The organism is Streptomyces sp. NPDC091416 (assembly GCF_044756845.1).
Taxonomy (GTDB): Bacteria; Actinomycetota; Actinomycetes; order Streptomycetales; family Streptomycetaceae; genus Streptomyces.
Genome location: NZ_JBIVTU010000001.1, coordinates 1,178,988 through 1,192,397, shown reverse-complemented (window position 1 = coordinate 1,192,397; position 13,410 = coordinate 1,178,988). Strand labels below are relative to the sequence as shown.

Sequence of the window (13,410 nt, the reverse complement as noted above, 5' to 3'; positions counted from 1 at the left end):
TGCTCCGGACCGAGGCCCACGCCTGCGTCGAGTCCGCCGCCCATCCCGCCGCCGCGCAAGTCGGCCACTGAGGAATCGGAGAAATCATGGGGGACTACTTCCAGACGGTCGTCGACCTCGACGCCACCGAGCAGGACGCGCAGGAGCTCGGGGCCCGGGTCCTGGACTGGCTCATCGCGGAAGGCATCGTGGCCGCCGAGCGCACCGACTGTGTCCTGGGCGGCGACGGATACGGTCACGCGCCCGGGCCGCACTTCGCCAAGGCCGTCGACGACCCGGAACCGGTCGACCTGTGGTCCAACGGGCTTCACGTCCAGACCGGCCGTACGGTCTTCGACAGCGGCCAGGGAGACGTGGGCGCGGCTGTCTGCCCGCTCTGCCGGACGGAGATCCGGCTGGTCGACGAGGTGTGGGAGCCCATCGACTCGGCCTGGGAGCCGTTCGCGGGACGGTTCCACGACTGGGCCGAGGACGGTGGCGAAGGAATCGTGCACTGCCCGTCCTGCCTCGGCTCCTCCGGGATCGCCCGGTGGAGCTGGGAGGACGACTACTACGCGTGCGGACACCTCGGGTTCACGTTCTGGGGCTGGGCGGAGCTCACCCCCGGCTTCACCCGTGAGATCGGCCGCAGGCTGGGCGGCCACCGCGTCGTGGTCCTCGCCGGAAAGCTGTAGCGCCTGCTGCGCACCGGGTTCGTCTCCGGCGGATGCGGTGCCCGTCCGGACCGGTGCTCGTTCTTGGCCCGGGCGTGTGCAATTGCTGGTGCGGGGCGGGTGGTTCGGCCTCCCGCCGCCCTTGCTCTGTGAAGTGACAGCCGACGGGGAAGCTGTCCGGCGCGGCCGGACCACCCCGGCACGCCGGGGACAGCGGACGCGGGCCGTCCCGGCCCCCTGGCCCGGTGCCAACCCGGTCCCCGTGGGTGCCCGTTCGGCCGATTCATCAGTCCTACTGTCAGTTAATATGCCTGGAATCCGCGCGACGGGGCGGTCGCAGGGCGCGCTTCGTGCACGGATGGATCAGGCGATCCGGCGGCATTCAGCACGTTCGCCGACAGCCTGAGACCTGATCCGCGGGCGAACGCGTCGCCGTACGAGGCGAGAAGGCGTTCCGTCCGAACCGCCCCGCGCCGGAGCTGTTCCCGGGGGGCGGGCGCGGGCCCGCTGGAACGCGGGTGGCCTCTTCCCTCCTTCGTTTCGCTGCGGCAAGGGGCTGGGAAGTCGAATGAAGAGACGTTTTGGCATAGTGGGGACGGCACTTCTGTGTGCCGTCTTCGGCGTGCAGGGACCCGCCGTCGGCGCGGGCACGGATCGGCCGGCGACGGTCGCCCCGCAGTACAGCACCACCGGTCCGGAGTGGCCCGCCGTCAGTTCCGCCTCCGTGAGCGGCAGCGACGGCGCACCGCGCGCCGCCACCGCGAGCGCCGCCGGGACCGCCCCGCGCCACGACTACAACGGCGACGGCCGAAGCGACATGGCCTCCTGGTACGACTACTCCAAGGGCCAGGACACCATCCACACGTTCACCGCCCGGGCCGACGGAGGCTTCGCCCCGCCCGCGCCCGGCTGGGAGATACCCAAGGACAACTTCTGGGCCGAGCACATGAAGCGGGTCACCGGTGACTTCAACGGTGACGGCATCGGCGACATAGCCGCCTTCTACGGTTACGACACCGGGAAGGTCTCCCTCTTCACCTGGCTCGGCAAGGGGAACGGGACCTTCGCCGACTACTTCACCTCATGGTCCGTGGAGCCGGAGAACTGGACCTTCGACGCCATCAACGCGCAGGCCGGCGACTTCAACGGCGACGGCCGCGACGACATCGCCGCCTGGTACGACTACCGCAAGGGCGACGACAAGCTCTTCACGTTCCTGGCGAACCCCGACGGCGGCTTCGCCAGCCCCTTCTCCTCCTTCGCGCGCACCGAGGCCGAAGGATGGAAGGTCGAGCGGATGAAGTTCGCCACCGGTGACTTCGACGGCGACGGTCGCGACGACCTCGGGGTCGTGGACAGCTACGAGGCGGGCACGGTGCGGCTGATGTCCTTCTCCGGCAGGCCGGACGGCGGTTTCGCCGAGCCCGTGACCGGCTGGCAGGCCGATGGCTGGCAGTTCGACCGGGTGAGCGTGGTCTCGGGAGACTTCGACGGCAACGGCCGCGACGAATTCGCCACCTGGTACGACTACGCCGACGGACGCGACATCCTGTTCGGCTTCGGCCTCGACGCCGCCGGCAAGCTCGGCGGCCAGCGGGAGCTGTTCAGCGCGAAGGCCGGGGACTACGACCGGGCCAGGATGTACCTGGTCTCCGGCGACTATAACGGGGACGGCCGCGACGACGTCGGCGCCCTCTACGGCTACGAGAACAAGCTGGTGGCGGCCCTCACCTTCACCGCCCGGGCCGACGGGACCCTCGCCGACGCGCTGCACAGCTGGCAGAGCACGGAGGCCGATTACTGGACCTTCGCCAGGGTCGCCACGATCGAGCGTTACAACAGTTCGCTGCCGGCCTGTCCGGCGGTCTTCGGACACGGTGGATACCCACACGGGGACTTCAGCTATGACCGGGACGTGGTCCGGCAGCCGAACCACCCCACGGGCCTCGCTCAGCAGAAGAGCTGGGGCGCGATGGGTGTGGAAGCCGATCTCCGGCTCACCAAGGACGGCACCAAGGCCGTGATGTGGCACAACGAGACGACCAGAGGGCTGAGCGGCACCAAGTTCGACATCGCGGAGATGCGGTGGGCCACCGGCGCCGACCAGCTCAAGGGCCGCACGATTTTCGCCAGGAGCCCGTACGCAGGCGAGACCGTCCACACCTTCCGTGAGTGGCTCGTCAGCGCCGGGAGCATGCAGATGGCTGCTTTCGTGGAGCTCAAGAAGGAGACGGAGCCGCTCCTGCTCAACGGTGAGGAGTCCGCCCGCGAGGCGGGCTGGAACGAGGTCATCGCGCCCATCGCGGAGAAGGCCGCCACGCAGCGGATCATGATCTACACGCTGGACGACGCGCTGCGGCCCGAACTCGAGAAGCGTGTCAGGGCGGCCGGCCTCGGCGCGTCGCTGGAGGACCACCCCCACTGGATCGACGATCCCAAGTTCCTCTGGGACGAGCCGGATCCCGGTGCCTCGCTCCAGTTCCCCAACTGGCAGTACAAGCTGAACAAGTACGGCTCCCCGGTCACTTCGGTGCCGATGGTCACGTCCTGGACGAGTGACTTCACGACCTGGCTGAACGGAAAGTGCCGCTGACCCGCGCTCCGCGCGGCCGGTGACCCGTCCGCGTCACCCGCCCGGAAACCGGAACGCGGCCCGCACGACCGGGGCCGCGTTCCGGCGGACCGCCCGGGGAGATCCGTACGCCCTCTCGAAACCCTCGCCGTCATCGCGCGCGCCCCGCCCCCGACCCCCCTCGTGTGAGCCGTCATGAAAGGCGGCAAAGCACCCTCACGTCTCGATCTGGACATTTAGGGGGCTATTTCCGGTCCGGGAGTCGCGGTTGATTGCTCTGTGCAGCCACCTTGCGCGATCTTTTTCATGCAGGAAAAAGAGCGGGAAATGGCGGTAATGCGCGGCGGGCGAATGAGTTTTCGGTGCCCCTTTGTTCGCACGGTCGTTGCGCGGCTTTCCCGTTCGAATGTCGACGGCTGAACACCGAATGCCGAAGGTGGAATGCCGGATGCCGAAAATCGGATGAAGGAGATCTCATGATGTCGAGGACGAAGAGGGCCGCCCGCTCCCTGGGGGTGGCGATCGCCGCCACCGCGGCGGTCACGATGGTCATGCCCACCAGCAACGCCGTCGCCATCGACCACATCGAGTGCCGCGGCGGGGAGAACTTCCTGAAGATCTGGTCCCACCTGGACGGTGCGACCAGCGTGGACTGCTACGCGAACAAGGGCCGTACCGGTTTCGGAAGTTGGTGGGTCGACCGCATTTCCACGGGCAACAACGACCTCATCTATTACGACGTGAACGGCGATTCGGTGCGCATTGACCGGTGGACCGACATCACGTTCCCGAACAACCCGCCGCGGGTCAAGGACATCGAAATCCTCTGATCCCTTCGCGGCCGGCTGTCCGGGCTCGCACGCCGGTGCCCGAGAGCGGCCGGCCGCCGACCGGGCATGTCGTCAGGGACGAGATGCCCGGCGCGCGGACACGGGTCGTCAGCCGGCCCAGGTGACGGGGCTGTCGCTGTACGCGTCACCCTCCTCGAACGCGGCGACCGCGATCGGATCGGTCTTCGTGGCGCTGAGCGAGCAGGTCTCGTACGACGCGCCCTTGGTGGTGAAGTCGCGCGGGGCCGTCTCGCTGTCGCACTTGCCCGGGAGGTCGCCGATCAGAATGACACCGGTGGGGCCGCCGCCCTCCAGCTTGCCGCGCAGCTTCAGCGACGAGTACGAGAGGTCGGTGCCGCCGACGTTCTCGACCTTCATCCGGATGTAGTACGGCGTCATGCCCTTCGCCTTCGCGCCGAACGGGGCCATGTCCGCCTCGGCGCCCTTCTCGATCGCCGTGACCGTCACGGCGATCGTGCCCTTCTTGTCGGTCCCGTACTTGAACGGCACGACCGCCCGGTCGCCGACCTTGAGCTTCGTGCCCGGTGCGGCGACGTCGCCGCCCGCCGGAGCGGCGTCGTCGCCGGGGTCCGCGGACGGGCTCTCGCCGCCCGGGTCGGCCGACGCCGGGTCGGACGGCGCCGGGGCGGAGGCCGAAGGCGATTCCTGTGCCGCCGAGTCCTCGCCGTCGTTGCAGGCCGTGAGGCCGAGGCACAGGGTGGTGAGGGCGACTGCGGAGACGATGCGTCCCTTGTGTGTCATTTTGACCTAACTGGCAGTGAGGGCTGCTCGGTACGACAGCCGGAACGTTCAACAACTGGACGGAGCCCCGGCCGTGAGACCGGGTGCACCGCAGCGACTCGACGACGGTGCGTCAACGAGGCGCGCCGCGATGCCCGTCCCAGACTGCGGCGGGAATGACACAGACTCGCCACAGCGGCGGCACAGGTGAGCGACGGGCGCGACCGCGCCCGTCGCTCTTCCGTCCAGGAGCGTCAGTTCCCGAGGTCCGCCAGCTGCTCGTACCCCTCGATCTCCCGCGGACTGCGCGTCGAGGGACCGACGTACTTCGCCGAGGGACGCACCAGGCGCCCCGTCCGCTTCTGCTCCAGGATGTGCGCCGACCAGCCCGCCGTACGCGCACACGTGAACATTGACGTGAACATGGGCGCCGGGACCTCCGCGAAGTCCAGCATGATCGCCGCCCAGAACTCCACGTTCGTCGCCAGCACCCGGTCCGGGCGCCGCGCGTGCAGCTCCTCCAGCGCGGCCTTCTCCAGAGCCTGCGCGACCTCGAAGCGCGGCGCGCCCAGCTCCTCGGCGGTCCGGCGCAGGACGCGTGCGCGGGGGTCCTCGGCCCGGTAGACCCGGTGGCCGAAGCCCATCAGGCGCTCGCCGCGGTCCAGGGCCTGCTTCACGTACGCGGTGGCGTCGCCGGTCCGCTCGATCTCCTCGATCATGCCGAGGACGCGGGACGGGGCGCCGCCGTGCAGCGGGCCCGACATGGCGCCCACCGCGCCGGACAGTGCGGCGGCCACGTCGGCGCCGGTGGAGGCGATGACGCGGGCGGTGAACGTCGAGGCGTTCATGCCGTGCTCGGCGGCCGAGGTCCAGTACGCGTCGACGGCCTTCACATGCCGGGGATCCGGCTCACCGCGCCAGCGGATCATGAAGCGTTCGACGACGGACCCCGCCTTGTCGATCTCGCTCTGCGGCACCATCGGCCGGCCCTGTCCGCGCGCGGACTGCGCGACGTAGGAGAGCGCCATGACGGCGGCGCGCGCGAGATCGTTGCGCGCGGTCTCCTCGTCGATGTCCAGCAGCGGCTTCAGGCCCCACACGGGCGCCAGCATCGCCAGGGCGGACTGGACGTCGACCCGGATGTCACCGGAGTGCACCGGGATCGGGAACGGCTCGGCGGGCGGCAGGCCGGGGGAGAACGCCCCGTCGACCAGCAGTCCCCACACGTTGCCGAACGACACATGGCCCACGAGGTCCTCGATGTCGACGCCTCGGTAGCGCAGCGAACCGCCTTCCTTGTCGGGTTCGGCGATCTCCGTTTCGAACGCGACGACCCCTTCGAGTCCGGGTACGAAGTCGGACATCAGGCGGCTCCCTCGGATCGGCGGCTGCGGGCGGGCCCAGGGCCCACCCAAGATACTGGCGGGTTCCGACGTGGCCGGGAAGCGTGACATCCGGCACAGCTTCCCGTTCCACCGCGTAACGGCGGGCGGACCTCCTTACGACCTGTGTCCGGCCGCTGCGGCAGGATGACCCCGTGCCCACCGCAGACTCCTCCTTCGATTCCACCACTGATCCGGCCGCGATGCGCGAGCAGTACCGTTCCGAGGCCTTCACCGAGGACGGACTCGCCGCCGATCCGATGCGGCAGTTCGCCCACTGGTTCCGGCAGGTCGCCGCCGGCGGCATGCTCCACGAGCCGAACGCCATGGTGGTCTCCACGGCGACCCCCGAGGGCCGCCCGTCCTCCCGCACGGTCCTGCTGAAGATGTACGACGAGCGGGGCTTCGTGTTCTTCACCAACTACGAGTCCCGCAAGGGCCGGGAACTCGCCGCCAACCCCCAGATCTCCCTGCTCTTCCCCTGGCACCCCCTGGCCCGCCAGGTCATCGTCACCGGCACGGCGTCCCGCGTCCCGCGCGAGGAGACGGTCGCCTACTTCCGTACCCGCCCCCACGGCTCCCAGCTCGGCGCGTGGGCGAGCGAGCAGTCGACGGCGATCGGCTCCCGGGAGGAGCTGATCAACCGCTACGAGGACCTTGAGGCCCGCTACCCGGAGGGCGAGAAGGTCCCCGCGCCCCCGCACTGGGGCGGCTTCCGTGTCGTCCCGGAGACGATCGAGTTCTGGCAGGGCCACGAGAACCGGCTCCACGACCGGCTGCGGTACGTGAAGGAAAGCGGCGCGTGGCGCGTGGAGCGGCTCTGCCCGTAGGGCGCAGGGGGCCCGCGCCGCCCCCGGCACGCAGAAACCCGCAGGCTCTGGTCCCTCCTTGCGGAGGAGCCGGCCGGACTTACCGGCGAGCCTGCGGGTCGGTGACTGCTTGGGTTTCGGCAGACGAGCCTGCCGAGGTGCACTGTGTGCGACGACGGGCTGTCAGCCCGCAGCCACCTCACGAATCCGATAAGACTGCACTTTTCGGATCACCTCCTTTCAACGTGTAGGACCACCTTAGAAACGTCCCCGGGCCCGCACAACCGAATTATCGGAGCCATTGATTTCCGGGAAGACGCTGTGTGCTGGGTCACGTTCGAGTTCAATGGTCTGACGTGCGGCAATGGCGGACACGTCCTGCAGGGGGTCCGGGATGAGCGCTTCCACGACCAGCGGAACGACCGACGCTCTCGGTCCCGACGGCCCGGGCCCGGAGTCCGGGGCGGAGCTGCTGGCGGCTCTCCTCGACGGAATGGACGCGGCCCTCTGTGCCTTCGACGCGGACGGGACCGTCACCCACTGGAACCGTGAGGCCGAGCGGATCCTCGGCTGGTCCGCCGAGGAGGCCGTCGGGCGGCCCGGTTTCGCCGGATGGGCCGTGCGGCGGGCGGACGCGGGCGAGGTGCAGGGACGGCTGATGGCCGTCATGGACGGGCCCGGACGGCAGGTGCACGAGTTCGCGCTGCTGCGCAAGGACGGCGGGCGGGTGCTCGTACGGACCCAGTCGGCCGGGGTGCGGAGCGCGGACGGGAAGCCCGCCGGGGTGTACTGCGCGTTCAGCGAGGTCCATGCGCAGATCGACCTGGAGCGGTCCATCGCGCTGAGCGAGGCGCTGTTCGAGGACGCGTCATGGGGTGTCGTCCTCGTGGACGTGGACCTGCGGCCGACCGTCGTCAACGCGCACGCGGCCCGCGCGCTGGGCGGCGGCCGGACGACGCTGCTGGGCCGGCCGCTCGGCGAGCTGATCGCGCAGGGCGTCGAGGACCTGGAGGGCGCCCTCCAGCACGTGCTGGCCGAGGGTTCGCCGCCCGCCCCCGCCGAGCTGTGGGTGACGCTGCGCGCGGGCGACGGCGACCGGCGCCGCTGCTGGCGCAGCGGCTTCCTGCGGCTGGCCTCGCCGCTCGCGGAGGAGCCGGTGCCGCTGGGCGTCGGCTGGCTGTTCCAGGACGTGACGGCGGCGAAGCTGGCGGCCCAGGAGGCGGACCGGGCTCGTTTCAGATCCAGTCAGCTGCACCGCGCCTCCCGCTCGGCCGCCGAGTGCGAGGACCCGATGGAGGCGGCCACGTCGTCGCTGGACTACGCCCTCGCGGGCTTCGCCGACCATGCGCTGATCGACCTGATGGCGGGCGACCGCCTGGTGCGCGCCGCCGGAACCCCGTCCGACGCCCCGGGCCCCTGTCTGCCCGTGGCCGGCGGCGGTATCCCGCTGCGGTACGCCCCGGGCCACCCGGCCCTCCAGGCGGTGGACCGTACGGGGCCGGTGCGGGCGTCGGCGGGTGCCCGGTCGGCGCAGGCCGCCGGTGAGTGGGCGAGGGAGCGCCGCTGGCCGGCCGACGCGGTGCACGCGCTGTGCGTGGTGCTGCGGAGCCGGGGCCGGACCCTGGGCGTGGTGACGTTCCTGCGCTCCTCCCACCGCGCCGCCTTCGAGCGCCCGGACGCGGTGTACGCGGAGAGCGTCGCGGACCGGGTGGCGGCGTCGGTGGACCTGGGGCAGGCGCTGGGTGGCGGGGCGTCGGGGCGCTGATCGCCGCGGCGGGCGAGCGGCGGCGGGCGAGCGGCGGCGATCCGGCCTTGGGACGCGCCCTCGTCGCCGGGTGCGCCGCCGCCGCGTGTCCCGTGAGCTCAGTCCTGCTGATCCAGCTCGTCGGCGAAGGCGCGGAGCGCATTGGCCAGCTCCGTCTTGGTGGGCAGCTCGTCGACCTTCTTCTCCAGGTCGTCGATGCGTTCCGCCAGGTCGTCCAGGCTTGCCGGATCCGTGGGCTGCGATGTGGGGCCGTCCGTCGGCGAGGGGGTCTCGGGACCACCCGAGGTTCCCGCATCCGCACCACTGGAGCTGCCGCCGTCGACACCGCCCGAACCGCTGACGCCGCCGCTGTCCGTGCCGCCGTTGTCCGTGCCGCCGCTGTCGACACCGCCGCTGACGCCGCCGCTGTCCGTGCCGCCACTGTCCGCGCCGCCTGTGCCGCCGCTTCCCGTGTCGGACGTCTGCGTGGGCACGGGAGTCGGGTCGGACGTGCCGTCGTCCTGGCCGGCCGCCGCGATCGCCCCGCCCACGCCCAATATCAGCGCGGCCGCCGCGCCGACCAGTGTCACTGCCATCCGGCGCGTCTGGATCTTCCTCAAATACGTCATATCGCGGACACTAACCACTGATCTCCGCGGAGGGTCTTCTTCCGCTGATTCGGTGCCGCAGGGGCTTCTCGCGCGGGCCGGCGGCCCTGCGAGCGCACTGCGGCTCGCGCCGTGCGGATCGCGGTGAGCACCCGTCATGGAGGGGGCGACGGACAACCGGACCGCACAGCCTCTGCCGCCCGACGGCTATCGCACGTCCGCCAGATGCCGTCGGCGCAGGCGCGTGAAGGCGGTCGGGCCGGTGTGGTGCGGGAGGAACTCCTTGATGTGCTGGGCGCAGGCGCGGGGGCTCGTCGTGCCGGTGTCGCACTCCAGGTCGTAGTCGCCGTGGGAGTGGACCAGGTCGTACTGGAACGCGGCGAGGCCCGGCGGGCGGTCGCCGCGGGCCTGCTCGCGCCGGGTGAGCTCGTCCAGCGGGCAGCGGACGCCGACGAACAGGACGTTCTCCGGCGGCAGTACCGTCAGGCAGTCGAGCAGCCGCCACGGCTCGCTCAGCACATGGTCGACCACGACGTCGTTGCCCACTTCGGCCATGGCCGCGATCGAGCGGTGGAAGCCCATCCTGGTCCGACGCAGCGCGGCGTCGAGCTCCTGCTCCCCGAGCGGCCGCTTGGTGCGCATCGCGTTGAAGCTGTCGACCGCCAGGTGGAAGAAGACGCCGTCGTCCAGGATGTCCAGCAGCTCCCTGGCGATGCTGGACTTCCCTGAACTCGACGTTCCGTTGAGGAAGATGATCCGGCCGGATGTCATGGCGGCATGCTCGCACGGCGGTTCGACGGGCCGGGCGGCCGGGCGGGCGTACGGGCGATCAGTGGCGGTAGAAGATCCGGTCCGCGTACTCCGTCATCACACGCCCGTTCCACTCGTGGCCCCCGTCGACGTTGCCCGACCGCAGCAGCGGCGGCTCCACGCCCCGCTCCAGCAGGCTCTCCGCCGCGGCGGCCATCATCGACTGCATGATCGCGCTGGTGACGACCGTCGACGCGGGGGCGAAGGGCGCCTCGATGCCGTCGACGTCCAGTTCCGCGTCGCCGATGGAGATCTTGCTGTCGAGGACGATGTCGCAGTGGTCCCGGAGGAATCCGCCCGAGCTGTGCCGGGACCGGGTGCCTTCCGCGTACGCGACCGAGGTGACGCCGATGACCTTCAGGCCCAGCGCGCGGGCGTTCAGCGCCATCTCGACCGGCAGCGCGTTGCGTCCGGAGAGCGAGATGATCACGAGGACGTCGCCCGCCTTCGCCGGGCTGGAGTCGAGCACCGCGCCCGCGAGACCGTCGACGCGCTCCAGGGCCGAGCCGAGGGTCGCCGGCATGACGTCGACGCCGAGGGTGCCGGGAACGGCCAGGACGTTCATGAGGGCGAGGCCGCCCGCCCGGTAGACGACGTCCTGGGCGGCCAGCGAGGAGTGCCCGGCGCCGAAGGCGAAGAGTCTGCCGCCGGCCACGACGGTGTCGGCGATCGCGGCACCGGCGGCCGCGATGGAGTCGGACTCCTCGTCGCGTACCCGCTCCAGCAGGCCGATCGCTGCGTCGAAGAACTGACCGGCCAGCTTGCTTTCGCTCATCGAGGAGGGCCTTTCCGGCGGAGTGGGGGTGTGCGCGGGACGTCCTTGCCGCCGATCACGTTGCGGTCTGGACCAGTGACATGTCAATACCGCACGGGCCGTTCCCGGACCGGCCGGAGGAGGCTCCTTCGGACGGTGAGGCACGGTTGTCGTTGCCATGCGTCAGAATTGGACGAGGGCCAGCGCACGACTGCATCGAGGGGCACGAATGTCCGGACTGATCGACACAACGGAGATGTACCTCCGCACCATCCTCGAACTCGAAGAGGAAGGCGTGGTCCCCATGCGCGCCCGGATCGCTGAACGGCTGGACCAGAGCGGTCCCACCGTCAGCCAGACGGTGGCGCGGATGGAGCGCGACGGCCTGGTGCAGGTCGCGGGGGACCGGCACCTGGAGCTGACGGAGGAGGGCCGCCGGCTGGCGACCCGCGTGATGCGCAAGCACCGGCTCGCCGAGTGCCTGCTCGTCGACGTGATCGGCCTGGAGTGGGAGCAGGTCCACGCCGAGGCCTGCCGGTGGGAGCACGTGATGAGCGAGGCCGTGGAGCGGCGGGTGCTGGAGCTGCTGCGCCACCCGACGGAGTCCCCGTACGGGAATCCCATCCCGGGCCTGGAGGAGCTGGGCGAGAAGGCCGAGGCCGACCCGTTCCTCGACGCGAGCATGGTCAGCCTGTCGGAGCTCGACCCGGGCGCCGACGGCAAGACCGTGGTGGTCCGCCGGATCGGTGAGCCGATCCAGACGGACGCCCAGCTGATGTACACGCTGCGGCGGGCGGGCGTGCAGCCCGGTTCGGTGGTCAGCGTGACGCAGTCGCCCGGCGGAGTGCTGGTCGGCAGCAGCGGCGAGGCGGCGGAGCTGGACGCGGAGGTCGCGTCGCACGTGTTCGTGGCGAAGCGCTGAACGCGGCCCCGCTGTGAACGCGCCACGGCTGTGAGCGTGGGCGGGGCGCGGTAGCCGGTGCGGTGTTGAACGTGGCGATGCTCGGACGGTGAGCAGACGCCGAAGTTGCGGGTGGCGGACGATCAGCGGTTGCTGACGTCCGTTTTCCGTTTTTCCGTCCGGAATTGCAGCGCCCGGACGGATCGCGTGCCAGGCTGTGGCTGAGCGATACCTGAGAGTGTCGGCCATCTGGCCGCGCGGCCGGGGAGGGGAGCAGGGAATGCGCCCGTCGTACTGGCATGTCAGGCCCGTGGGCCATGCCCGGCCCGCGCACCAGGGCCGGCCTGCGCACCGGGAGCGGGTTCCCGCAGTCCCGCAGGCCCGGTCCGCGCGCGCGGCCGTGGCGAGCGGTCCCGAAACGGCGGATGGCCCCGGCGCCGCAAGGCGCCGGGGCCTGTCCTCCCCTGTCCCGACCTGGAGCCCCGAGCTCTCGAGGTCGGTTCCCGCGAGCCCTCATCCCCGAGTGGCCCGCCTCCCGGAGAAGATCTCCCCGCCGTGGCCGACGTCAATCCTGAGAGGCGGTCACTCGAACGAGCGGTGTTGTGCGCCGGAACCCGGTTTTCGAATAAAGGTTCGATAGTCTGGCCGACGCGACCACATGGTGATCGAGGGACCAGAAGGGGGTGCCAGAACAGATGGTGCGGCGCATCGATGTGACCGGAACCGACGGCGTACGCCTCGCGGCCTGGGAGTTCGCGGATCCGCCCAAGGGGCGCGTGGAAGCGGAGCGTCCCGGAGGTGTCTTACTGCTCCACGGACTGATGGGCCGGGCCTCGCACTGGGCCTCCACCACCCGCTGGCTCGCCGAGCGGCACCGGGCGGTCGGCCTCGACCAGCGCGGACACGGCCGCAGCGAGAAGCCGGCCGAGGGCCCGTACACCCGCGAGGCGTACGTCGCCGACGCGGAAGCGGCGGTCGAACAGCTCGGCCTGGCCCCCGTCACCCTCGTCGGGCACTCCATGGGAGCGCTCACCGCCTGGCAGCTCGCCGCCAAGCGCCCCGACCTCGTCCGGGCCCTGGTCATCTGCGACATGCGGGCCTCGGCGCTCGGCGCCGCCTCGCAGCGGGAGTGGGAGGACTGGTTCAGGTCCTGGCCGCTTCCCTTCGCCACCCTGTCCGACGTGCGGAAGTGGTTCGGCGAGGACGACCCCTGGGTGGAACGGCCCAATCCCGCCCGCGGTGAGTTCTTCGCCGAGGTCATGGCCGAGCGGGCCGACGGATGGCGGCCCGTCTTCTCCCGTAAGCAGATGCTCCGCTCCCGCGCCACCTGGGTCCACGACGCCCACTGGGAGGAGCTGGCCCAGGTCCGGTGCCCGACCCTGGTCCTGCGCGGCCTGGACGGCGAGCTGGGGAGGGCGGAGGCCCAGGAGATGGTCCGGGTGCTGCCCCGCGGGCAGTACGCGGAGGTGGCCGACGCCGGACACCTCGTCCACTACGACCGGCCCGAGGGCTGGCGCGCCGCGGTCGAACCCTTCCTGGAGCAATTCGCCGAGGACACCCGCGACGACCGGGAACCAGTGGCCCCGTAGGGCGTGTTTCGAGAGTC

12 protein-coding genes are annotated in these 13,410 nt (G+C 70.9%); 7 read left to right on the top strand and 5 right to left on the bottom strand.

Features of this window, described 5'->3' with window-relative positions:
- The first annotated feature begins 86 nt into the window (after nt 1-86).
- From ACIQMX_RS05325 to ACIQMX_RS05315, 3 genes are all read left to right on the top strand, one after another.
- The gene (locus tag ACIQMX_RS05325) at nt 87-674 is read left to right on the top strand and encodes a hypothetical protein (protein ID WP_363070999.1); all 588 of its coding nucleotides are present in this window, start codon (nt 87-89) and stop codon (nt 672-674) included.
- Between the two features lie 601 nt (nt 675-1,275).
- Nucleotides 1,276-3,246 (top strand): FG-GAP-like repeat-containing protein, encoded by a 1,971-nt coding sequence (locus ACIQMX_RS05320; protein WP_402475070.1) that lies wholly within the window; start codon nt 1,276-1,278, stop codon nt 3,244-3,246.
- Between the two features lie 455 nt (nt 3,247-3,701).
- Nucleotides 3,702-4,055 carry a beta/gamma crystallin domain-containing protein gene (locus tag ACIQMX_RS05315; RefSeq protein WP_363070995.1) on the top strand — a complete coding sequence of 118 codons (354 nt, stop codon included), beginning with the start codon at nt 3,702-3,704 and terminating at the stop codon, nt 4,053-4,055.
- A gap of 108 nt (nt 4,056-4,163) precedes the next feature.
- Here ACIQMX_RS05315 and ACIQMX_RS05310 read toward each other — a convergent pair whose 3' ends face one another.
- Complete coding sequence (locus ACIQMX_RS05310) at nt 4,164-4,817, bottom strand: hypothetical protein (RefSeq protein WP_363070993.1); 654 nt, start codon at nt 4,815-4,817, stop codon at nt 4,164-4,166.
- A gap of 233 nt (nt 4,818-5,050) precedes the next feature.
- Nucleotides 5,051-6,160, bottom strand: coding sequence for a citrate synthase 2 (locus tag ACIQMX_RS05305; RefSeq protein ID WP_363070991.1), 1,110 nt, complete (start codon nt 6,158-6,160; stop codon nt 5,051-5,053).
- 221 nt (nt 6,161-6,381) lie between these two features.
- Here ACIQMX_RS05305 and pdxH point away from each other — a divergent pair, with 221 nt between their 5' ends.
- Together pdxH and ACIQMX_RS05295 are read left to right on the top strand one after the other, a co-directional pair.
- Nucleotides 6,382-7,008 carry a pyridoxamine 5'-phosphate oxidase gene (gene pdxH / locus ACIQMX_RS05300; protein WP_402475608.1) on the top strand — a complete coding sequence of 209 codons (627 nt, stop codon included), beginning with the start codon at nt 6,382-6,384 and terminating at the stop codon, nt 7,006-7,008.
- Nucleotides 7,009-7,381: 373 nt separating this feature from the next.
- The gene (locus tag ACIQMX_RS05295; protein WP_363070989.1) at nt 7,382-8,752 is read left to right on the top strand and encodes a PAS domain-containing protein; all 1,371 of its coding nucleotides are present in this window, start codon (nt 7,382-7,384) and stop codon (nt 8,750-8,752) included.
- 98 nt (nt 8,753-8,850) lie between these two features.
- Here ACIQMX_RS05295 and ACIQMX_RS05290 read toward each other — a convergent pair whose 3' ends face one another.
- The 3 genes from ACIQMX_RS05290 to ACIQMX_RS05280 all read right to left on the bottom strand — a co-directional run bounded on the left by ACIQMX_RS05290 (nt 8,851) and on the right by ACIQMX_RS05280 (nt 10,924).
- Nucleotides 8,851-9,360: a hypothetical protein gene (locus ACIQMX_RS05290; RefSeq protein WP_402475066.1), complete on the bottom strand. Its 510-nt coding sequence runs from the start codon at nt 9,358-9,360 to the stop codon at nt 8,851-8,853.
- A gap of 186 nt (nt 9,361-9,546) precedes the next feature.
- Complete coding sequence (locus ACIQMX_RS05285) at nt 9,547-10,110, bottom strand: AAA family ATPase (protein ID WP_363070985.1); 564 nt, start codon at nt 10,108-10,110, stop codon at nt 9,547-9,549.
- A gap of 58 nt (nt 10,111-10,168) precedes the next feature.
- A complete protein-coding gene (locus ACIQMX_RS05280; RefSeq protein WP_402475064.1) occupies nt 10,169-10,924 on the bottom strand; it encodes an SIS domain-containing protein in 756 nt (251 codons plus the stop codon).
- Nucleotides 10,925-11,132: 208 nt separating this feature from the next.
- Between ACIQMX_RS05280 and ACIQMX_RS05275 the strand changes: the two genes are divergently transcribed.
- Together ACIQMX_RS05275 and ACIQMX_RS05270 are read left to right on the top strand one after the other, a co-directional pair.
- Nucleotides 11,133-11,825, top strand: a complete 693-nt coding sequence (locus ACIQMX_RS05275; RefSeq protein WP_363070983.1) for a metal-dependent transcriptional regulator — start codon at nt 11,133-11,135, stop codon at nt 11,823-11,825.
- Between the two features lie 674 nt (nt 11,826-12,499).
- On the top strand, nt 12,500-13,393 hold the full coding sequence (locus ACIQMX_RS05270) for an alpha/beta hydrolase (protein WP_363071205.1): 894 nt from the start codon (nt 12,500-12,502) through the stop codon (nt 13,391-13,393).
- The last annotated feature ends 17 nt before the right edge of the window (nt 13,394-13,410 follow it).